The organism is Rhodoferax sp. GW821-FHT09E07 (assembly GCF_059416145.1).
In genome coordinates this window covers 257,964-278,544 of sequence record NZ_JBWKOP010000001.1, presented here as the reverse complement: position 1 = coordinate 278,544, position 20,581 = coordinate 257,964, and the positions used below count along the sequence as shown (strand labels likewise).

At 62.9% G+C, this 20,581-nt stretch carries 22 protein-coding genes and 3 tRNA genes; 10 read left to right on the top strand and 15 right to left on the bottom strand.

Going from position 1 to position 20,581, the window contains the following annotated elements; translation table 11 throughout:
- Window positions 1-7 precede the first annotated feature (7 nt).
- The 3 genes from AC07OE_RS01400 to AC07OE_RS01390 are packed head-to-tail and all read left to right on the top strand — an operon-like array spanning window position 8 to window position 3,034.
- Window positions 8-1,573 carry a DNA-3-methyladenine glycosylase 2 family protein gene (locus tag AC07OE_RS01400; protein WP_495068773.1) on the top strand — a complete coding sequence of 522 codons (1,566 nt, stop codon included), beginning with the start codon at window positions 8-10 and terminating at the stop codon, window positions 1,571-1,573.
- A 49-nt stretch (window positions 1,574-1,622) separates the two neighbouring features.
- Complete coding sequence (locus AC07OE_RS01395; RefSeq protein WP_495068772.1) at window positions 1,623-2,117, top strand: methylated-DNA--[protein]-cysteine S-methyltransferase; 495 nt, start codon at window positions 1,623-1,625, stop codon at window positions 2,115-2,117.
- Window positions 2,114-3,034 carry a DMT family transporter gene (locus tag AC07OE_RS01390; protein WP_495068771.1) on the top strand — a complete coding sequence of 307 codons (921 nt, stop codon included), beginning with the start codon at window positions 2,114-2,116 and terminating at the stop codon, window positions 3,032-3,034. The genes AC07OE_RS01395 and AC07OE_RS01390 overlap by 4 nt, the downstream gene beginning before the upstream one ends.
- Here the strand turns inward: AC07OE_RS01390 and AC07OE_RS01385 are convergent.
- Window positions 3,006-3,665 carry a DUF1345 domain-containing protein gene (locus tag AC07OE_RS01385; RefSeq protein WP_495068770.1) on the bottom strand — a complete coding sequence of 220 codons (660 nt, stop codon included), beginning with the start codon at window positions 3,663-3,665 and terminating at the stop codon, window positions 3,006-3,008. The two genes, AC07OE_RS01390 and AC07OE_RS01385, sit on opposite strands and share 29 nt — an antisense overlap.
- Before the next feature lie 146 nt (window positions 3,666-3,811).
- On the opposite strand from AC07OE_RS01385, the gene AC07OE_RS01380 reads away from it, so the two are divergent.
- Window positions 3,812-4,483 (top strand): glycine zipper 2TM domain-containing protein, encoded by a 672-nt coding sequence (locus AC07OE_RS01380; RefSeq protein WP_495068769.1) that lies wholly within the window; start codon window positions 3,812-3,814, stop codon window positions 4,481-4,483.
- A gap of 81 nt (window positions 4,484-4,564) precedes the next feature.
- Here AC07OE_RS01380 and AC07OE_RS01375 read toward each other — a convergent pair.
- The 9 genes from AC07OE_RS01375 to folC all read right to left on the bottom strand — a co-directional run bounded on the left by AC07OE_RS01375 (window position 4,565) and on the right by folC (window position 11,784).
- Window positions 4,565-4,641, bottom strand: a tRNA-Asp gene (locus tag AC07OE_RS01375).
- A gap of 70 nt (window positions 4,642-4,711) precedes the next feature.
- Window positions 4,712-4,787 (bottom strand) — tRNA-Glu (locus AC07OE_RS01370).
- Between the two features lie 32 nt (window positions 4,788-4,819).
- A tRNA-Ala gene (locus AC07OE_RS01365) sits at window positions 4,820-4,895 on the bottom strand.
- 74 nt (window positions 4,896-4,969) lie between these two features.
- Entirely contained in the window at window positions 4,970-6,370 is a 1,401-nt protein-coding gene (gltX, locus tag AC07OE_RS01360; RefSeq protein ID WP_495068768.1) for a glutamate--tRNA ligase, read from the bottom strand.
- Window positions 6,371-6,372: 2 nt separating this feature from the next.
- Window positions 6,373-7,584, bottom strand: coding sequence for an O-succinylhomoserine sulfhydrylase (locus AC07OE_RS01355; RefSeq protein ID WP_495068767.1), 1,212 nt, complete (start codon window positions 7,582-7,584; stop codon window positions 6,373-6,375).
- A gap of 3 nt (window positions 7,585-7,587) precedes the next feature.
- Entirely contained in the window at window positions 7,588-9,090 is a 1,503-nt protein-coding gene (gene purF, locus AC07OE_RS01350) for an amidophosphoribosyltransferase (protein WP_495068766.1), read from the bottom strand.
- Window positions 9,091-9,104: 14 nt separating this feature from the next.
- Window positions 9,105-9,590 carry a CvpA family protein gene (locus AC07OE_RS01345; RefSeq protein WP_495068765.1) on the bottom strand — a complete coding sequence of 162 codons (486 nt, stop codon included), beginning with the start codon at window positions 9,588-9,590 and terminating at the stop codon, window positions 9,105-9,107.
- Between the two features lie 13 nt (window positions 9,591-9,603).
- On the bottom strand, window positions 9,604-10,425 hold the full coding sequence (locus AC07OE_RS01340) for an SPOR domain-containing protein (protein ID WP_495068764.1): 822 nt from the start codon (window positions 10,423-10,425) through the stop codon (window positions 9,604-9,606).
- Between the two features lie 15 nt (window positions 10,426-10,440).
- On the bottom strand, window positions 10,441-11,784 hold the full coding sequence (gene folC / locus AC07OE_RS01335) for a bifunctional tetrahydrofolate synthase/dihydrofolate synthase (protein ID WP_495068763.1): 1,344 nt from the start codon (window positions 11,782-11,784) through the stop codon (window positions 10,441-10,443).
- Between the two features lie 152 nt (window positions 11,785-11,936).
- On the opposite strand from folC, the gene AC07OE_RS01330 reads away from it, so the two are divergent.
- From AC07OE_RS01330 to argG, 3 genes are all read left to right on the top strand, one after another.
- Complete coding sequence (locus tag AC07OE_RS01330; RefSeq protein WP_495068762.1) at window positions 11,937-12,287, top strand: ArsC family reductase; 351 nt, start codon at window positions 11,937-11,939, stop codon at window positions 12,285-12,287.
- A gap of 64 nt (window positions 12,288-12,351) precedes the next feature.
- Window positions 12,352-12,678 (top strand): pyrimidine/purine nucleoside phosphorylase, encoded by a 327-nt coding sequence (ppnP, locus tag AC07OE_RS01325; protein WP_310344513.1) that lies wholly within the window; start codon window positions 12,352-12,354, stop codon window positions 12,676-12,678.
- A gap of 72 nt (window positions 12,679-12,750) precedes the next feature.
- Window positions 12,751-14,082 (top strand): argininosuccinate synthase, encoded by a 1,332-nt coding sequence (argG, locus tag AC07OE_RS01320; protein WP_495068761.1) that lies wholly within the window; start codon window positions 12,751-12,753, stop codon window positions 14,080-14,082.
- Window positions 14,083-14,143: 61 nt separating this feature from the next.
- Here the strand turns inward: argG and AC07OE_RS01315 are convergent, their stop codons facing one another.
- The 4 genes from AC07OE_RS01315 to murB all read right to left on the bottom strand — a co-directional run bounded on the left by AC07OE_RS01315 (window position 14,144) and on the right by murB (window position 17,782).
- A complete protein-coding gene (locus AC07OE_RS01315; protein WP_495068760.1) occupies window positions 14,144-14,989 on the bottom strand; it encodes a restriction endonuclease in 846 nt (281 codons plus the stop codon).
- Window positions 14,990-15,015: 26 nt separating this feature from the next.
- The gene (locus AC07OE_RS01310) at window positions 15,016-16,161 is read right to left on the bottom strand and encodes a Fic family protein (RefSeq protein WP_495068759.1); all 1,146 of its coding nucleotides are present in this window, start codon (window positions 16,159-16,161) and stop codon (window positions 15,016-15,018) included.
- A 223-nt stretch (window positions 16,162-16,384) separates the two neighbouring features.
- Window positions 16,385-16,621, bottom strand: coding sequence for a hypothetical protein (locus tag AC07OE_RS01305; RefSeq protein WP_495068758.1), 237 nt, complete (start codon window positions 16,619-16,621; stop codon window positions 16,385-16,387).
- 90 nt (window positions 16,622-16,711) lie between these two features.
- Window positions 16,712-17,782: a UDP-N-acetylmuramate dehydrogenase gene (gene murB, locus AC07OE_RS01300; protein ID WP_495068757.1), complete on the bottom strand. Its 1,071-nt coding sequence runs from the start codon at window positions 17,780-17,782 to the stop codon at window positions 16,712-16,714.
- Window positions 17,783-17,816: 34 nt separating this feature from the next.
- Between murB and AC07OE_RS01295 the strand changes: the two genes are divergently transcribed.
- The 3 genes from AC07OE_RS01295 to AC07OE_RS01285 are packed head-to-tail and all read left to right on the top strand — an operon-like array spanning window position 17,817 to window position 19,917.
- Complete coding sequence (locus AC07OE_RS01295; RefSeq protein WP_310344497.1) at window positions 17,817-18,302, top strand: YajQ family cyclic di-GMP-binding protein; 486 nt, start codon at window positions 17,817-17,819, stop codon at window positions 18,300-18,302.
- Entirely contained in the window at window positions 18,302-18,955 is a 654-nt protein-coding gene (locus AC07OE_RS01290) for a retropepsin-like aspartic protease family protein (RefSeq protein ID WP_495068756.1), read from the top strand. Before AC07OE_RS01295 ends, AC07OE_RS01290 begins: the two co-directional genes overlap by 1 nt.
- 8 nt (window positions 18,956-18,963) lie before the next feature.
- Window positions 18,964-19,917 carry an HD-GYP domain-containing protein gene (locus AC07OE_RS01285; protein ID WP_495068755.1) on the top strand — a complete coding sequence of 318 codons (954 nt, stop codon included), beginning with the start codon at window positions 18,964-18,966 and terminating at the stop codon, window positions 19,915-19,917.
- An 18-nt stretch (window positions 19,918-19,935) separates the two neighbouring features.
- On the opposite strand, the gene plsY is transcribed toward AC07OE_RS01285, so the two are convergent.
- On the bottom strand, window positions 19,936-20,577 hold the full coding sequence (plsY, locus tag AC07OE_RS01280) for a glycerol-3-phosphate 1-O-acyltransferase PlsY (RefSeq protein WP_495068754.1): 642 nt from the start codon (window positions 20,575-20,577) through the stop codon (window positions 19,936-19,938).
- Window positions 20,578-20,581: the final 4 nt, after the last annotated feature.

The window sequence follows — 20,581 nt, the reverse complement described above, 5'->3', positions numbered from 1 at the left end:
TGACCCCATGCCCACCCCAAAAGCGCCCCACACCACCGACACGGCCAGCAGCAGCGACCAGGCAAACTACCTGGCGCTGAAGGCGCGCGATGCACGCTTTGACGGGCGCTTCTTCACCGGCGTGACCAGCACCGGCATCTACTGCCGCCCGGTCTGCAAGGTGCGCACGCCACGGGCCGAAAACTGCCGCTTCTTCACCCTGGCCTCGCAGGCCGAGGCCGCGGGCTTCCGCCCCTGCATGCGCTGCCGGCCCGAGCTGGCCCCGTCCAACCTGCATGCGCTGGGTAGCCGCGCCTGGTCCACGCAAGACGCCTCTGCCATCCTGGCGCGCCAGGCCGCGGGCCTGCTGGATGCGCCGCAGCTGTGGAGCGATGGCAGCCCCAGCATGGCGCAGACTGCAGAGCGCCTGGGCGTGAGCGAACGCCACCTGCGCCGAATCTTCGAGACGCACTGGGGTGTGTCGCCCCTACAGTATTTGCAGACCCGCCGCCTGCTTACCGCCAAGCAGCTGCTGACCGATACGCAGCTGCCCATCGCCCAGGTGGCTGCGCTCAGCGGTTTTGCCAGTGTGCGGCGCTTCAACACTGTGTTTGCCGAGCAATACCGCTTCCAGCCCCGCGCGCTGCGCAAGGCCGGCAGCGATGCCGAGGGCGCCGCACCGGCCGACCACAGCGGCATGCGCTGCAAGCTGGCCTACCGCCCGCCACTGGACGCCACAGCACTGCTGCAGTTCTTTGCCACGCGCGCGCTGGACGGTGTGGAGCACGTGGACCTGCCCACCCACACGCTGGCCCGCACCTTGGCGCTGGACTGGGCGGGTCAACACCTGCAGGGCTGGGTGCAGTTGCGGGTGGACGAGGCCCGTTGCGAAGTGCAGGCCCTGGTCAGCGCATCACTGGCCGCCGCCCTGCCGCTGGTGCTGGTGCGCCTGCGCGCGCTGCTGGACCTGGACGCCGACCCCAATGCCATCCACGCCGTACTGGGCACCAGCTTCCCCCACAGCGCGGGCCTGCGCGTGCCCGGCACGCTGGATGGCTTTGAGCTGGCCGTGCGGGCCGTGCTGGGCCAGCAGATCACCGTGCAGGCCGCGCGCACGCTGGGTGCGCGGCTGGTCGCGCGCTTTGGTGGGCCGCTGACCACACCGGTGGCCGGACTCACGCACCTGTTTCCCACAGCCCAGGTGCTGCGCCATGCCAGTGACGACGACCTGGGGCAACTGGGCATCGTGCGCCAGCGGCAAGTCGCCATCCGCGCGCTGGCCGCTGCCGTGGCCGATGGCGCACTGGTGCTGAACCCCAGCGCCGACGTGCCCGGCACAGTGGCTGCTCTGCAAGCGCTGCCAGGCTTTGGCCCCTGGACCGCGCAGTACATCGCCATGCGCGCACTGCGCTGGCCCGATGCGTTTCCGGCCGGCGATGTGGCGCTGCACAAGGCGCTGGGCGTGCGCGATGCCAAGCGGCCCGCACAAGCGGCCGAGGCCGCCTCGCAGGCCTGGCAACCGTGGCGCAGCTATGCCACGGTGCGCGCCTGGTCGGGCGACCACGCCGATCCATCCACCACCAAGGCGCTATGAAAACCATAGCTTCTCACGCAATATTTACGGGGGCTACAGGCCTATTTCTATGAAATATCCATCCACCACCACACGCAGCACCCTGCGCAGCCCGTTGGGCACCATCATCCTCGCCGCCACCGACACCGCGCTGGTCGGCCTGTGGTTTGACGGGCAAAGCCACCAACCCGATACCAGCATTTGGCCAGAAGCGACACGGCACCCCGTAATGCAGAGCGCCAGTGACCAACTGCAGCAGTACTTCGCCAAGGAGCGCACGGTGTTTGACCTGCCACTGGACCTGTCAGGCGGTACCGCATTCCAACAACAGGTGTGGGCGCAGTTGCGGGCGATTGCCAGTGGCGCTACCGTGAGCTACGGCCACATTGGTCAGCAGTTGCACAACCCGCTGGCAGTACGGGCGGTGGGTGCAGCGGTGGGGCGCAACCCCATCAGCATCATCGTGCCCTGCCACCGCGTGCTGGGGGCCAACGGCGCATTGACCGGCTACGCTGGCGGCCTGGACCGCAAACTAGCGTTGTTGAAACTCGAAAGCCCCCTGTGACTGAACCCACCACGTCTCTTCCTTCGCACGCACCCGCCTGGGTACAAGATTTTTTGCTACTGGCCGCCATCTGGGGCTCCTCGTTTTTGTTCATGCGCCTGGGTGCGGTGGAGTTTGGTGCGCTGCCCACGGCCGGTGTGCGCGTGGGCATTGCCGCGTTGTTCCTGTTGCCAATGCTGGTGTACAAGGGCCAAGTGGCGACATTGCGCCAGCACTGGAAATTGCTGTTTGCCGTGGGCGTGATGAACTCGGCCATTCCGTTTGCCTGCCTGTCTTTTGCACTGCTGTCCATCTCCACGGGCTTGTCATCCATCCTGAACGCCACGGTGCCGTTGTTTGGCGCAGCGGTGGCGTGGCTGTGGCTGAAGGACCGCCCCCATGGCATGCGCATTCTGGGTCTGCTGATTGGCTTTTTGGGCGTGGCGCTGCTGGCCTGGAACAAGGCCAGCTTTAAGCCCAATGCCGAAGGCGTGTCCACCGGCTGGGCTGTGCTGGCCTGTCTGGCGGCCTGTTTCTTCTACGGCTTTTCCGCCAGCTTTGCGCGGCGCTACCTGGCTGGTGTGCCCTCGCTGGTACTGGCGACCGGCAGCCAGTTGGGCGCCACGCTGGGCCTGTCACCCTTGGCCTGGTATTTCTGGCCGGACCACACCGTGAGTGCCAAGGCCTGGCTGGCCGTGTTGGCACTGGGTGTGGTGTGCACCGGCATTGCCTACATTCTTTACTTCCGCTTGATCGAACGCGCCGGGCCGGCCAAGGCGCTGGCAGTGACCTTTGCCGTGCCAGTGTTTGCCGTGCTTTACGGCGTGCTGCTGCTGGGCGAGGTGGTCACGCCGTGGATGGTGGGCTGCGGCCTGGTGATCTTGCTGGGGACGTCGCTGTCCACCGGCATCATTGGATCGCGCCGGCCATCACGTTGATGCTGAGCGCCAGCACCAGCATGTTGAATCCAAAGGCGCTCACGCTGTGCATCAGGGTCAGGCGGCGCATCTGGCGCGAGGTGACCACCACGTCCGACACCTGCGACGTCATGCCCACCACATGGGCGTAGTACATGAAGTCAAAGTAATCCGGCGGCAGCTTGCCCGGAAACTCCAGCCCCGCGCCCCGTGGATGGCCGCGCAGCTCTTCCTGGTAGTACAGGTGCGCGTAGCGAAAGGAAAAAATGGTCTGCATCAGCAACCATGACGCACCCAATGCCAGCATGGACACCGCCAGGTGTCCGGCGCGCTGCGTGGCCGACAGGTCTTTGACATGCTGCAGCATCAGCGCGATCGCGGCAAAGCTGGCAAAGACGGACAGCAACAAAATCAGGAACAGCAGAACGCCGGGCTGGTCCTGCGCCTGGGCGCGTTCGCGGGTGCGCTCGGCGTCAAATTCCACCGCCAGCCACCAGGCCAGCACCAGGTAGGTCAGTGCGCCGGCCGACCAGGCCAGCAGGCCATGGGTTTGCGCCGCAAGGGGGATGGGGACCATGGCCACCGCCGCGGCAACGATGCCGCCGTATACCAGCCGTTGGTGACCTGTTGTCTCCGAGAAATGTTTGCGCATGGGCCATTGTCGCCGTGTTGCGGCGCAACAAGCCTGGGCGCCCTGCGCTCAGCTTTACACGAACCCTGTCAACGCGCGGCAGAAGGCAGCGCGTTACAGGGGGAGACTACAGATACCAACACCACAAAGCCGTTGAAACCCACGCCATGAAATTCCTTGCCAAAACCCTTGTGTCCTCTGCCGTCCTGGCCTTGGGCGGTGCGTGCCTTGCGCAAACCCAGCCGCAAGACGTGGGCCGTGTACTCTCATCCACGCCTGTGCAGCAGCAGGTGGCCGTGCCACGCCAGGTGTGCTCCAACCAGCAAGTGGCGGTGCAGCCGCAAAAATCAGGCGCCGGTGCAGCCATGGGCGCCATTGCAGGTGGTGCCATGGGCAACGCCATTGGGCACGGCTCTGGCCAGGCAGCGGCCACGGTGATTGGGCTGATTGGTGGAGCCATCGTGGGCGACCGCATCGAGGGCAGCCCTGCGCCGCAGATACAAACCGTACACAACTGCGGTACCCAAACCTTTTACGAAAACCGCACGGTGGCTTACAACGTGGTCTACGAATATGCGGGCCGACAGTATTCGGTGCAGATGCCCAACGACCCTGGCCCCACCATCCAACTGTCTGTCGCACCCGTGGGCGCCAGCCCGCAGCAAGAGGTAGCGCCAGCGTATGCCGTGGCACCGCCGCAGCCCGTCTACACCCAACCACCCGTGGTTGTGATGTCGCAGCCGGTGTACCCCCTCTACTACACGCGGCCCTACTACCCACCCGTCAACCTGCACTTTGGCTACGGCTGGGGCGGCGACTGGCACCACCATTGGCGTTGAAGGAAGAACGGGAGTACATGTTGCGCCCCGGAAATGGCCAAAGAAAAAGCCCTTGCATTTGCATGCAAGGGCTTTTCAATTTGGCGGAGTGGACGGGACTCGAACCCGCGACCCCCGGCGTGACAGGCCGGTATTCTAACCAACTGAACTACCACTCCTGGTAGACAACGTTCACTCTTGCGAGCCAAGTGTTATCAACTTGTGCCGTCTTAGCTTGCGCTAAAAACTTGGCGACCCTACGGGGATTCGAACCCCGGTACTCACCGTGAAAGGGTGATGTCCTAGGCCTCTAGACGATAGGGTCAAAACCTTGGAACTTGTCCGTTTCAGAAGATTTGGTGGAGGTAAGCGGGATCGAACCGCTGACCTCTTGCATGCCATGCAAGCGCTCTCCCAGCTGAGCTATACCCCCTAATCCTAAGAACTTTGCTAACGATTGTTTTGCAGTGTTCTTATCTTCCGAGCCTCAAATTATATACAAGTTTTTCAGCCTCTGGCAAGTCTGGCAATAACTTTTTCTCTTCCGCTCAATTCGAGCACTGCATCCAGCGATGGCGTCTGCGCCGTACCCATCACCAGCACACGCACGGGCATCGCCAGTTGCGGCATCTTCAAACCATTCGCAGCCAGCACTTCCTTGATCACCGCGGCAATGCTGGCCTTGTCCCAGACGCACGTCGCCAGCTTGTCTTTCAGCAAGGCAATGGCAGGCAACACCGCATCGGTCACGTGCTGCGCCTTCTCCGCGGCATCCACCGCAACGTCGCTGTAAAACTTGGCGGCCCAGGTGGCCAAGGCCACGGTGGTGTCGCAGCGGTCTTTGAGCAATCCGCAGACCTGCGGCAAGTGGGAAGCAATGACGTCTTCCGACAAACTGATGCCTTGCTTGACCAACTGCGCAGCCACCAGCGCGGCCAGGCGCGCGTTGTCGGCCTGTTTGATGTACTGCGCGTTGACCCACAGCAGCTTGGCCGGGTCCCATTGCGCGGGGCTCTTGTTCAGGTGCGTGCCGTCAAACCAGCTCACCAGTTGGTCGCGTGTGAACAGCTCGTCATCGCCATGGCTCCAACCCAGGCGGGCCAGGTAGTTGAGCATGGCTTCAGGCAGGTAGCCGCCCTCTTCGTAGGCCGTGACGCTGACAGCCCCGCGGCGCTTCGACAGCTTCTGGCCATCGTCGCCCAGGATGACGGGGCAGTGGCCGAACTGTGGCAACGTTGCGCCCAACGCGTGGAAGATATTGATCTGCCAGGGCGTGTTGTTGATGTGCTCGTCACCGCGGAACACATGGCTGATCTGCATGTCCCAGTCATCCACCACCACCGCAAAGTTGTAGGTGGGGATGCCATCGGTGCGCACGATGATGAGGTCGTCGATCTCGCGGTTGCTGATGGTGATGGGGCCCTTGACCAAGTCGTTCCAGGTCACATCGCCGTCGGGCGGATTGCAAAAGCGCACCACAGGCTTGACGCCTTCCGGCACGGGCGGCAGGGTCTTGCCGGGCGCGGGGCGCCAGGTCCCGTCGTACAGCGCTTTCTCACCACGCGCCTTTTTGGCTTCGCGCACCGCGTCCAGTTCTTCGGGTGTGCTGTAGCAGTAGTAGGCCTTGCCCTCGGCAATCAGTTGGTCCACCACGGCTTTGTAGCGGTCCAGGCGTTGCATCTGGTAGACCGGCCCTTCGTCGTATTCCAGACCCAACCAGCGCATGGAGGCCAGGATCTGGTCGACCGAATCTTGCGTGGAACGGGCGACATCAGTGTCTTCAATGCGCAGCACAAACTCACCACCAAAGTGGCGTGCATAGGCCCATGAATACAACGCCGTGCGCGCGGTACCGAGGTGCAGAAAACCGGTGGGAGAAGGCGCGATGCGCGTGCGAATTTTGCTCATGTTCACAGGGTGTTCAGACCACGCGCCAGATCGGCGGTGATGTCATCAAAATGTTCCAGGCCCACGGCCACGCGGATCAGGCCTTGGCCAATGCCAGCCAATTGGCGTTGCGCCTCACTCAGGCGACCATGCGAGGTGCTGGCAGGATGGGCCGCCAGCGTTTTGGTGTCCCCCAGGTTGGTGCACAGCGAGAGCACTTGCATGCTGTCCAGTACATGGAAAGCGTTCTTGCGCGCGGCGTCCCCATCCGTCGCCTTCACTTCAAACGACAGCACCGCACCGCCCTGCCCCGACTGCTGGCGCATGGCCAGCTCGTGCTGCGGGTGGCTGGGCAGGCCGGGGTAGAACACGCGGGCCACCTGCGGCTGGGCTTCCAGCCACTTGGCAACGGCGAGGGTGTTTTCAGACTGCGCCTTCACGCGCAACGCCAGGGTTTCCATGCCCTTGAGCAGCACCCAGGCATTGAACGGCGCCAGCACCATGCCGGCTGTGCGGATGACGGGCAGGAAGAGTTCGTCGCGCTGCTTTTGCGTGCAGCAGATGGCACCCGCCATCACACGGCCCTGGCCGTCCAGGAACTTGGTGCCCGAGTGGATGATGAAATCCGCGCCCATGCGCGCGGGGCGCTGCAGCACGGGCGTGGCAAAGCAGTTGTCCACGGCCAGGAAGGCGCCCGCGTTGTGCGCCACATCGGCCAGCGCCTGGATGTCGCACACCTCGGTCAGTGGGTTGGTGGGCGTCTCGGCAAACAGCAGCCTGGTGGTGGGGCGCACGGCGGCCTTCCACGCGGCGAGATCGGTTTGCGGCACAAAGGTGGTTTCCACGCCAAATTTCGCAAACTCGCGGCTGAACATGGGAATGACCGAACCGAACACCGACTGTGAACAGATCACATGGTCGCCCGCCTTGAGCAGAGCCATGCCCAACAGCAAAACGGCGGACATACCGGACGACGTGGCAATGGCGGCCTCGGTGCCTTCCAGCGCAGCCAGTCGCATCTCCATGCTGCTGACCGTGGGGTTGCCCACGCGCGAGTAGGTGAAGCCCTCTTCCTCCATGGCAAAGCGGGCAGCGCTGGAGGCAGCGCTGGACTGCACGTAGCCGCTGGTGAGGTACAGGGCTTCGGAGTTTTCGCCGTACTGGCTGCGCTCCACGGCGGTACGTACGGCCAGGGTGTCCAGGTGCAGGTTGTCAGGTAATTTGCTGTGGGCCATGGTTCAGTCCGCGTGGTTGGGCAGGGCCAGGCGTGAGGTATCTTCCTGGCTTTCTTCACCGCCCACGCGCTTTTCGTTCAGGCGTTCGATGTCATCGGACGAGATATCGCCGGTGACGTAGATGCCGTCGAAGCATGACGCATCAAAACCCGCCAGCTTGGTGCTCAGCGAGCCAATGGCCTTCTTCATGCCGTCCACGTCCTGGTAGATCAGTGCGTCGCAGCCAATGATTTCGCGCACCTGCTCCACCGTGCGGTTGTGTGCCACCAGCTCGCTGCTGGTGGGCATGTCGATGCCGTAGACGTTGGGGTAGCGCACGGGCGGCGCGGCGCTGGCCAGGTAGACCTTGCGTGCACCGGCGTCACGCGCCATCTGCACGATCTCGCGGCTGGTGGTGCCGCGCACGATGGAGTCGTCCACCAGCAGCACGTTGCGACCCTTGAATTCGCTGGCAATCACGTTGAGCTTCTGGCGCACCGACTTCTTGCGCACGCCCTGGCCGGGCATGATGAAGGTGCGGCCCACATAGCGGTTCTTCACAAAGCCTTCGCGGTACGGCAGGCCCAGCAACTGGGCCAATTGCGCGGCGCTGGGGCGGCTGGATTCGGGGATGGGGATGACCACATCGATCTCGTTGGGCGGCACGGTGGAGATGACGCGCTTGGCCAGCGTCTCGCCCAAATTCAAGCGGGCCTGGTAGACCGAGATGCCGTCCATGACCGAGTCCGGGCGGGCCAGGTAAACAAATTCAAAAATGCAGGGCTTGAGCGTGGGCGACTCCGCGCACTGCTCGGCATGCACCTTGCCGTTCAGATCCACGAACACGGCCTCGCCGGGGTTCACATTGCGGTCGAACTGGAAGCCCGTGCCCTCCAGCGTCACCGACTCGCTGGCCAGCATCACATTGCCATCGCCGTTCTTGCCCATGCAAAGCGGGCGGATGCCGTAGGGGTCGCGGAAGGCCAGCACGCCGTGGCCGGCGATCAGCGCGATCACCGCGTACGAACCCTTCACGCGCTTGTGCACATTGCGCACTGCGGCAAAGATGTCCAGGGGTTGCAGCGGCAGGCCGCGCGTGGTTTTTTCAATCTCGTGCGCCAGCACGTTGAGCAGCACTTCGGAATCGCTCTCGGTATTGATGTGGCGGTGGTCGGTGTTGAACAGCTCGGCCTTCAGGGCGTGGGCGTTGGTCAGGTTGCCGTTGTGCACCAGCACGATGCCAAAGGGCGCGTTCACGTAGAAGGGCTGCGCCTCTTCTTCGCTGAAGGCATTGCCCGCCGTGGGGTAACGCACCTGACCCAAGCCGCAGTTGCCCAGCAAGCTGCGCATGTTGCGCGTGCGGAACACGTCCTTCACCATGCCCTTGGCCTTGTGCATGAAGAACTTGCGCTCCTGCTGGGTGACGATGCCGGCTGCGTCCTGGCCGCGGTGCTGTAGCAGCAGCAAGGCGTCATAGATGAGCTGGTTTACAGGTGCATTGCTAACAACGCCAACGATTCCACACATAGGGTTTCACTCACTCAAGGTAAATACTTGCCAAACTCTTCAGGCAGCAGGGGCTTGAGGCCGCCCAGCACCACGCTGGTGACCTTGGGGCCGGTGGCTTCCTGCCACCAGGTGCCGGTGTGCAGCGGCGTCATGCCCACCACCACCGTCACAGCCAACAACAGCACCACGCCGCGCACCAGGCCAAAGCCTGCGCCCATCAGCCGGTCGGCGGGCCGCAGCCCCACCGCCGCCACCAATTTCTTGATCAGGAATGCCACCAGGCTGCCCGCAAAGATCGACAGCACGAACACCAGCACAAAGCCCGCCGCATAGCGCACGGACTCTGCTGCATTGCCCATGGGCAACCAGCCCGCGGCGTCCGGCGCAAACCACTGGGCCAGCACAAACGCCACGCCCCAGGTCAGCACCGACAACACTTCGTAGACCAGCCCACGCCATGCCCCCACCACCATGGACAGAAGCAGCACCGCCAGAAATATCCAGTCCAAGGTGGGCATGTGAGGCCGTTGCTTACAGTTCCAAGATGGCCGCAGGCAGGCTCAGTTTTTTAATCTTGTCGGCCGCCTTTTGCGCCTCGGCCTTGTTGGCAAAGGGGCCGATGCGCACGCGGGTGCGCTGCGCGTCCTTGGTGCCCACCACCTGGGTGTAGGTCTTGAAGCCCAGCGACTCCACCTTCTGGCGCGCTTCACGCAGCTTGGCGGCTTCCACATAGGCGCCTACCTGCACCACAAAGCGGCCGTCCGACGCATCCGCCTTTTTCTCGGCGGGCTTGGCCGCGGCCGCGGCCGCTGGCTTGCCATCCAGCAGGGCCTGGGCCTTGGCGGCTTCGGTCACCTTGGCGGCGGGCTTTTCAGCCGGCGCTGCGGGTTTGGGTTCGGGCTTGGCTTCCACCTTGGCCGCGGACTTGGCGTCTGGCTTGGGTACCGGCTTGGACTCGGTGATGATGGTTTCCGCCTTGGGCTCTGGCTTGGGGGCAGGCTTCGCTTCGGGTTTGGGCTCGGGCTTGGCGGGTGCCGAGGCCACGGGTGCGGGCGTTTCGCCCTCAATGGCGCCAGCGCTGACTTGCGACGGTGTGCCGCTGCTCACCGGCACTTGCGGGGTGCCCAAGGGGCGCACCTTGGCTTTGTCGGGAATTTCGATGGGGATGTCCACCGCAATGGGGCGCGGCTGGCTGTCAAACAGCAGCGGGAAACCAATAACGCCCAGCAACACGAGTACCGCAGCCCCAATCAACCGGTGCCGTGCGCGCTTGCGCATGGCCTCCACGCTCTCGGCGGCGGTGGGTGGGGTGGGCTGCTCGTCGCCGCCTTTGCGAAACTTGAAAAAGGCCATGGATGGGGTGACGGTTCAGGTGGCTTGGGGCGGGAAGTGTTTGGCGTGCAACCTGGGCGTGCCCTGCTGCAAGACACCACCCACGGTGTAGAACGATCCGAAGACCACGATTCTATCAGCGGGGTCTGCCGCGGCGATGGCCGCCTGCAGGGCCTGCATGGGGTCGGCAAAGGCCTGGGCGGAGGCGTCTTTGCGCGTATTGTGGGCGCTCCACTGGGCCTGCAAGTCAGCACCCGACGCGGCCCGGGGCGACGGCAAATCGGTGAAATACCAGCGGTCCATTAGCGGCGCCACCCGGGCCAGCATGGGGGCTAGGTCTTTGTCGGCCATGGCGCCAAAAATGGCGTGGGTGGTGGGGTAAAAGCCCATGGCGTCCAGGTTGGCTGCCAGCGCAGCCACCGAATGCGGGTTGTGCGCCACGTCCAGCACCAGCGTGGGCTGACCCGGAATGATCTGAAAACGCCCCGGCAGCTCCACCAGCGCCAGGCCCACGCGCACGGCCTGGGCCGTGACGGGCAGCTTTTCACGCAAGGCGGTCAGCGCGGCCAGCACGCCGGACGCGTTGACCAACTGGTTGGCACCCCGCAGCGCCGGGTAGGCCAAGCCGCTGTAGCGCCGGCCCCGCCCCGCCCAGCCCCATTGCTGCTTGTCGCCGGACACATTGAAGTCGGCGCCCACGCGCCACAGGTCAGCGCCCACTTCCAGCGCCCGGTCCAGCACGCTTTGGGGCGGCACAGGGTCGCTGACGATGACCGGGCGGCCGGTGCGCATGATGCCGGCCTTCTCGAAGCCAATGGCCTCGCGGGTGTTACCCAGCAGCTCCATGTGGTCCAGGTCGATGCTAGTGATGACAGCGCAGTCGGTGTCGATGATGTTGACGGCGTCCAGCCGCCCGCCCAGGCCGACTTCCAGAATCACCACGTCCAGCCCTTCGCGGGACAAGGCCAGCAAGATGCCCAGGGTGGTGAATTCAAAGTAAGTGAGCGCGATTTCTGGGCCACTTTGACCGTCATTTCCCAGTCTAGCCCTCTCCACGTCTGCAAAGGCAGCTACAAATTTGCTAGCAGGTGCAGTCTCGCCGTTCAGGCGCATACGCTCTTCAAAGTGCACCAGGTGGGGCGATGTGTACACCCCGGTCTTGTAGCCCGCCTGGCCCAATATCGATTCGAGCATTGCGCAGGTGGAACCTTTGCCGTTGGTGCCGGCCACGGTGATGACAGGGCAGTCAAACTTCAGGTTCAGCCGCTGGGCGACGGCGCGCACACGGTCCAGGCCCAGTTCGATGCCGTTGATGCCCTTGGGGTGCAGGCGCTCGCAGTGGGCGAGCCAGTCTTGTAGCGTATTGGGTGTTGTTTCCATTGGGTTGGATTGTCGCAGGGCTGTGTTTTCCTTCGGATCAGGCGGGTTAGACGTTCTGCTTCGTGTCCCCCGGCCTTCGGCCTCCTCTTTGACCTACGCAGAACGCCCAACCCACCTGATCTGCGGCTGCGGGCGAGTGCAAAATAGCTCCCATGATCACCCTCTACGGCATTCCCAACTGCGACACCGTCAAAAAAGCCCGTGACTGGCTCACCCAGCACGGTGTGGACTACCAGTTTCATGACTTCAAAAAGCAGGGCGTGCCCACCGCCCTGCTGCCCGGCTGGATTGCCACGGCGGGCCTGGACATCCTGATCAACCGCCGCGGCCCCACCTGGCGCAAGCTGGACGAGGCCACCCAAACCCGCATGGTGGACGCGCCCTCGGCCATCGCCGTGATGCAGGAACACAGCAGCGTCATCAAGCGGCCCGTGGTCGTCTGGGGCGACGGCACGGTGACCGTCGGCTTCAGCGACGCGACCTTTGCGGCCCGCCTCCCGTAAAATCGCGGGTTGCCCGGTGCCTGGCGTGCCGGGCCCTTATTTCCATTACTTTTTGCCCAGCACCATGACCACCACCCACTTCGACAACGTTTCCGTCACCACCAAGGCCAATGTCTACTTCGACGGCAAGTGCGTGAGCCACGGCTTCACCCTGGCCGACGGCACCAAGAAGTCGGTGGGCGTGATCTTGCCCGCCACGCTGACCTTCAACACCGGCGCCCCCGAGATCATGGAATGCGTGGGCGGCAGCTGCGACTACAAGCTGGACGGCACCGACGCCTGGGTCACCAGCGGCGAAGGCCAGAAGTTCAGCGTGCCCGGCAACGCCAAGTTCCAGATCCGCGTGACCGAGGGCTTTGAGGCTTACCACTACATCTGCCATTTCGGTTAATCCAGGCAGATCCATCTGCTCCCATTTTCATAGCTGCTTGCGCATATTCCACGCGGGCTAGAGGCACATTTCATGTCAAACACCATTCTGCAAAACATCCCCGTCGGCCAAAAGGTCGGCATCGCCTTCTCCGGCGGCCTGGACACCAGCGCCGCCCTGTTGTGGATGAAGCAAAAGGGCGCCCTGCCCTACGCCTACACGGCCAACCTGGGCCAGCCCGACGAGGCCGACTACGACGAGATCCCCAAGAAGGCCATGGAATACGGCGCCATCAAGGCACGTTTGGTGGACTGCCGCCCGCAGCTGGCCGCTGAAGGCATTGCCGCGCTGCAATCCGGCGCCTTCCACATCACCACTGCTGGCAACACCTACTTCAACACCACACCGCTGGGCCGCGCCGTGACCGGCACCATGCTGGTGACCGCCATGAAGCAGGACGATGTGAACATCTGGGGCGATGGCTCCACGTTCAAGGGCAACGACATCGAGCGCTTCTACCGCTACGGCCTGCTGACCAACCCCGCACTGAAGATCTACAAGCCCTGGCTGGACCAGCAGTTCATCGACGAACTGGGCGGCCGTTCTGAAATGTCCGCCTTCATCACCGCCAATGGCTTTGGCTACAAGATGAGCGCCGAAAAAGCCTACAGCACCGACAGCAACATGCTGGGCGCCACCCACGAAGCCAAGGACCTGGAGTTCCTGAACAGCGGCATCAAGATCGTCAACCCCATCATGGGCGTGCCCTTCTGGCGTGACGACTGCGTGGTGAAGGCCGAAGAAGTGAGCGTGACCTTTGAAGAAGGCCGCCCCGTCGCCCTGAACGGCGTGCAGTACCCCGACCTGGTGAGCCTGATCCTGAAGGCCAACGAAATCGGCGGCCGCCACGGCCTGGGCATGAGCGACCAGATCGAAAACCGCATCATCGAAGCCAAGAGCCGCGGCATCTACGAAGCCCCCGGCCTAGCGCTGCTGTTCATCGCCTACGAGCGCCTGGTCACCGGCATCCACAACGAAGACACCATCGAGCAATACCGCGAAAACGGCCGCAAGCTGGGCCGCCTGCTGTACCAAGGCCGCTGGTTCGACAGCCAGGCCATCATGCTGCGCGAGACCGCCCAGCGCTGGGTGGCCAAGGCCATCACCGGCACCGTGACCCTGGAACTGCGCCGCGGCAATGACTACTCGCTGCTGAACACCGAGTCACCCAACCTGACCTACGCGCCCGAGCGCCTGAGCATGGAGAAGGTGGAAGACGCGCCGTTCAGCCCGCTGGACCGCATCGGCCAACTCACCATGCGCAACCTGGACATCACCGACACCCGCGCCAAGCTGCAGGTGTATTCCAACGCCGGGCTGCTGGAGTTGGGTAAGGGGGATGACTTCTTGAAGCTTGGGAAATAGTCAGCCAAATTCTTAAAAACACAAAGCCCGCATCTGCGGGCTTTGTTATTTGTCGAAGTGACTAAACGTTTTTGAAATAGGCCTCATCAATGAGAACTTCTTCAACTACGCGCTCTTTGATCTGAACTCCAATTCGCAATTCTTTTAGCTTTTCCACCAAGGCCTCGCCGTCGATAAGATCAATTGGCGGTGCACCGTCTCGTTGCGCCTCAGTCCTCGCATCTTTTGTAAACGTGCCAGTTGTGATTAACAACCCTTTGTCAGCGCGGCCAACCATCGCTCCTCGGAAATCTCGAACGGTTGGTGAGGACACGCTACCTTGGTATCTCTTGCATTGAAAAATCACATGAAAAGATAGGAGCCCGCCAATGCGGACAACACCTTTTCCGTCTATGCCTCCATCATTTGTTTTCCCGGTCACTTCAACTTGAATAAATCCTGACTCCCGAAGGAGACGCTGGCACAAGCGTTCAAAAGCATCCGGTTGCATTGCTTTAATGACCGCTAGCAGCTTGTCTTCCCAGTCAATTTCTTTGAGCTCTTCTGACACATCGACATGATCAACCTCACTGCCACTGCTTACTAGATCTCGGTCTAGGGACTGAACAAACTTTTTGACTAGGTCTTTGTTCAAAGTATGGTGTTTTTGTCCTTCACTCGTTAGAGCCCAAACCCCTCTAGAAGAGTTATCGAGAGCCCCGTAGCGTTTCAAGTAATTTCTGGCCCAAGCCAATCTGTAGCTGAGTTTCGTGCGATTGCCACGATGGATTTCCGAGACCTCAGCTTCCGTCAATTTCAGAATCGTTGCGACTTCGTCTTCTTGTTCCGCAACAGACGCTGATCCACCCAAGTTTCGTACTGCCTGCAGTAGTGGATTAAATAGGTCGTCGTATTTTGGGATTGGCATAGGTTTTCAACTCCCTCTCAAATTTCTTATTCAGCCAGCAGCGCAATGTAAGCGGTGTAACTGTAGCTGCGGTTCTTCTTCTGCCCGGTTAACTCGGTAACGACACCCAAATCTTCCAGCACCTTCACCGCCGCCGTGGCGGTAGGGAAGCTGGTGGCCAGCCTCTGACGGACTTGGTCGATGGTGAAGCGCGGCATCATGGGTAGCATTTCAAACAGACGGTAGCTGCTGGGCCCGGCTCTGGGCGCGGCCAGCAAGGCACGGCGGTCGGTTGCCAGCAGCGTGGCGATGGCCACAATGTTGCGCTCAGCCTCCTGAGCTGCCACGGTCACACCTTCCAGAAAGAAAGCAATCCAGCCTTCCCAATCGCCTTCCAGGCGCACGTTGGACAGGCGACGGTAGTACTCGGCTTGGTGTTGCTTGAGGTAGCCGCTGAGGTACATCAAGGGCTCTGGCAGCAGGTGCCAATGCTCCAGCAACGCGGCAATCAGCAAGCGGCCAATGCGGCCGTTGCCATCCAGATACGGGTGAATAGTCTCAAACTGCTGGTGGATGAGTGCGACCTTCACCAGCGGTGGCAAGGCCTGGCTTTCGTCGTGGATGAAGCGCTCCAGGTCTGCCAGCAACGCAGGCACTCGCTCGGGCGGTGGCGGTACAAACACGGCGTTGCCAGGCCGCGTGCCGCCAATCCAGTTTTGCGAGCGGCGCAGCTCGCCCGGTTGTTTGCCATTGCCGCGGGCGCCATCCAGCAGCAGCCGGTGCGCATCACACAGCAGGCGCACGCTCAAGGGCAGACCTGCCGGGTCACGCAGCTGTGCTTGCACCAGCCGGAAGGCACGCAGGTAGTTGGTGACCTCTTCCACGTCGTCGGTGTTGCTCACCGCGAAGCCCGCTTCTTCGTCAAACAGGTCTGCCAGCGTGGCCTGGGTGCCTTCGATCTGCGAGGTCAGCAGCGCCTCTTTGCGGATGGAGCTGTAGAGCAGCCAATCCACCGAGGGCACCAGCCCGGCCACGCCAGACAGGCGGGCCAACGCCAGTTCTGCCGCACGGTTGGCCTCCACATAACACTCGGGTGCCAGCACGGGCTTGGCCGGCGGCAGCGAGTGCGGCACAAATGCCTGTACGGACTCGCCCAGCGTAGTGGAGATAGCGTAGGTGCCAGTGGTGCGCATGGTTTGAAAGATATCTTTAATGGAGCCAAGTCACATTAAAACAATCTTTAATTTAAGGCGCAAGTATGAAAGCGGGCTTGAATAGAAGAGCCGGACGGACCGAAAACCGTGGGCACCAGTTCTTTACAAGCCAAATTGGCCCGTAACCCTCCTGGAATATGCGCTAGCAGCTATCAAAAGCATAGTACCTCTGGGCGCCGGCTGGAGTCCTAAAGGCTCTCCCTCATACCCGCCCTTCATCAATCAAGCTCCGCGCATAGTCATACGCTGCCAGAACTGCCTGCTCTTCACTCGGAAAGTCGTTGGGCACCGCACGGCGTGGGGCGGTCTCGGCTTTCAGGCGGGTGAACTCGGCACCGCGCTCTATGCACACAGCAGCGCGCCAGCGGTGTGTGGTTTTGCGTTCGGTGCTGACACGGGCGCAGTAGCCGGCGTGTTCGATAGGTGCAAAGGCAGACATGACAACCTCCATTTCTGCAAAGACACGGAGATAACGGTAGTCCCTTTAAATCGGGGAAGCAAGGCTACCCCGGAAAACTTTGCGGTGTCTTTACACCACCACCGGCTCGGGCTCCAGCCGGATGCCAAAGCGCTCGTACACGCTGGTCTGAATGGCCTTGGCCAGGGTCATGACCTCGCCGCCGGTGGCGCCGTTGCCGTCCACGCCAGCGCCACGGTTCACCAGCACCAGGGCCTGGCGCTCGTACACGCCGGCCTGGCCCACGCTCTTGCCTTTCCAGCCGCAGGAGTCGATGAGCCAGCCGGCGGCCAGCTTCACCGAGCCGTCGTCCATGCGGTAGTGCACCACCTTGGGGTCGCGGGCGATGATGTCGGCGCACTGCTCGGGCGTCACGGTAGGGTTCTTGAAGAAGCTGCCAGCGTTGCCGATGACGGCGGGGTCGGGCAGCTTGGAGCGGCGCACCTCGCACACCCAGTTGTAAATCTGGCGCGCGTCGGGCTGCGCAATGCCGGTGTCGGCCATCTTGCGTTCCAGGTCGGCATAGCCCAGCACGGGTTTCCAGACCTTGGGCAGCGCAAAGCGCACGCGCAGAATCAGAGCCCGGTCTTTCAGGCCTAGGGACTGCCCGCCCGCCGTGGGCAGCGGGCCGCCGTGCTTGAACACCGAATCGCGGTAGCCAAAGGCGCACTGGGCGGCGTTCAGCGTGAAGACGTGGCCGGTTTGCAGGTCGATGGCGTCCAGCGATTCAAACCGGTCCTGCAGCTCCACGCCGTAGGCGCCCACGTTTTGCACCGGGGATGCGCCCACGGTGCCGGGGATCAGCGCCATGTTTTCCAGCCCGGGGTAGCCCTGGTCCAGGGTCCAGGTGACAAAGTCGTGCCAGGGTTCGCCGGCGCCGGCTTCCACCACATAGTGTTTGTCGGTCTCGGCCACCAGGCGGCGGCCAGGCACCTCCACCTTCAGCACCAGGGGCTTCACGTCGCCCGTCAGCACGATGTTGCTACCCCCGCCCAGCACAAACTTCGGGGCGGGGCCCCACTCGGGGTCGGCCAGCAGGGCTTGCAGGTCGGCCTCACTGGCGATGCGCGCCAGCGCATGCGCCTTGGCGACGATGCGAAAGGTGTTGTAGGCCTGCAGGGGAACGTTTTTCTCGACTAACATGGCAGGATTGTCTCACTGCCATTTCGAGTCCCGTATGCCCTCTTTTGATACCGTCTGCGAAGCCAACCTGGTCAAGGTGAAAAACGGTGTGGAAAACACCGTCAAGGAAATCACCACCCGCTTCGACTTCAAGGGCACGTCCGCCAAGATCGAGATCAAGGACAAGGAAATCACCCTGATCGGGGATGCCGAGTTCCAGCTCGACCAGATTGAAGACGTGCTGCGCAACAAACTGACCAAGCAGGAAGTGGATGTGCGCTTTCTGGACCGCGGCGATGTGCAAAAAATGGGCGGCGACAAGGTCAAGGTCGTCATCAAGGTGCGCAACGGCATTGAGAGCGAGCTGGCCAAGAAAATCCAGCGCCTGATGAAGGACAGCAAGCTCAAGGTGCAGGCCGCCATCCAGGAAGAAAAAGTGCGCATCACCGGCGCCAAGCGCGACGACCTGCAGGCCGCCATGGCCCTGATCCGCAAGGACGTGACCGACATTCCCCTGAGCTTCGACAACTTCCGCGACTGATGGCCTCCGCCCTCCGCCCCCTCCTTGCAGTGGCCTGCCTGCTCCTGGCGCACAGCGCCTGGGGCCAGACCGTGGCCATCAACGGCGTGTTGGGCAGCAAGGCGCTGCTGATTGTGGACGGCGGCTTCCCCAAGGCGGTGGCCGTGGGTGATACCTACAAGGGCGTGAAAGTGCTGGCCATCCAGGGCGAGCAGGTCACGCTGGACCTGGGCGGCAAGCGCCAAACGCTGCGCGTGGGCGATGCGCCCGCCAGCGTGGGCGACAGTGCGGGCCAGCAGCTCAGCGGTGCGCGCGTGGTGTTGACAGCAGGCCCCGGCGGGCATTTCATGAGCGAAGGCCAGATCAACGGCCGCATTGTGCAGTTCATGGTGGACACGGGGGCAACGTCTGTCTCCATGAGCGTGAGCGATGCCAAGCGCATCGGCCTGAACTACCAAAACGGCCAGACTGTGCAACTGGGTACTGCCAACGGTACGGCCCAGGGCTGGCGTGTCACGCTGGATTCCGTGCGGCTGGGCGATGTGCTGGTGACCGGCGTGGATGCCATCGTTTCGCCCGGCAACATGCCGTATGTGCTGCTGGGCAATAGCTTTCTGAGCCGCTTCCAGATGAACCGCAACAACGACCAGATGGTGCTGGAGAGACGCTTCTAGGCCTGGCCATGAAAGTCCGCGACGAAAACGAATACGAGGACCTGCTGGGTCAATGGTCGGACCTGGAGAGTGGCCTGGGCATCATCCTCAGCAACCCAGGCAACACCCAGCAATTTGCGCACCGCGTGCTGCAGTACGACCGTTGGATGCAGGGCCTGCTGCAGCGCGACCCCGATGTGGGCCTGTACCTGCTGTTCCAGCTGGCCAGCAACTCGCCAGTAGGCTACAGCGCTTCCCACGCGCTGGTGTGCGGCGTGCTGTGCCACCTGGTGGCCACCGAGCAAAACCTGCCCCTGAAGGAGCGCAACAGCCTGGTGCATGCCGCGCTGACCATGAACATTGCCATGACGGCCCTGCAGGACGAGCTGGCCACCCAGGTGGAAAAGCCCAGCCCGCAGCAGCAAGACGCCATCCGCGCCCATACCATCAAGGGCGCGATGATGCTGGCCAACCTGGGCGTGGGGGATGACGACTGGCTGGACATCGTCTCCAGCCACCACGACGAGAGCCTGGACAAGGAAGACCTGCGCACGGCCTCCACTGCAGTGCGGCTTACGCGCATCCTCATGGTGGTGGACCGCTATGCGGCCATGATCAGCCCGCGTAAATCACGTTCGGGCCGCAGTGCGATTGAATCGGCCCGCTCCATCATGACCCGGGCCACCTCGTCAGTAGATGAAATTGGCCACGCCCTGGTGCGCGCCGTGGGCCTGTGCCCACCCGGCACCTATGTGCGGCTGGACAACGACGAGCTGGCTGTGGTGGTGCGGCGCAGCCACAAGAACAACCAACCCTTTGTGGTGGTGGTGGGCAAGCCCGGTGGCGAACTGGAGCCCAGCCCGCGCCTGCACAGCACGGCAGAGGCGTATCCGCGCATCCGCTCGGCCCTGCCATCGGCGGCGGTGCGCTCGCCGCTCAACCACTTCCACATCCTGCAGCTGGGCAGCCACGCGCTGGCCTGAGCCTGCGCGGCTGAAGGCTCAGGCCTTCTTCTTGCTGCCGAGCTTGGACTCGGTGCCCTTGATGAGGCGCGAGATGTTTTCCGAATGGCGCCAGATCAGCAGCAGCGACATCACGATGGTGGACAGCAGCAGGCTCTTGTCCATGGCCCAGGCCACACCGTCACCAAACGCGTAGTACACCGGGGCAAACACCGCCGCCACCAGCGAGGCCAGCGACGAGTAGCGGAACGCGTACGCAATGATCAGCCAGGTCAGCCCCACGGCCAGCCCCAGCCAGCCGCTGGTGGCCACAATCACGCCCATGGCCGTGGCCACGCCTTTGCCGCCCACAAAGCGGAAGAACACGGGGTACAGGTGGCCCAGAAACGCGGCCAGCCCCACCAGGGCCATGGTGCCTTCTTCCAGCCCATACGGCTTGCCCCACCAGGCCACAGCCATCACCGGCAGCCAGCCCTTCAGGGCATCCAGCAGCAGCGTCACGATGGCGGCGGCCTTGGAGCCCGAGCGCAGCACATTGGTGGCGCCGGGGTTTTTGCTGCCATAGGTGCGCGGATCGTTCAGGCCCATCACACGGCTCACGATCACGGCAAACGAGAGCGAGCCCACCAGGTAGCCCGCCAGCGCTGCCAGGGCGGGGTAAAAAGCTGCAACAGAATTCAAACCA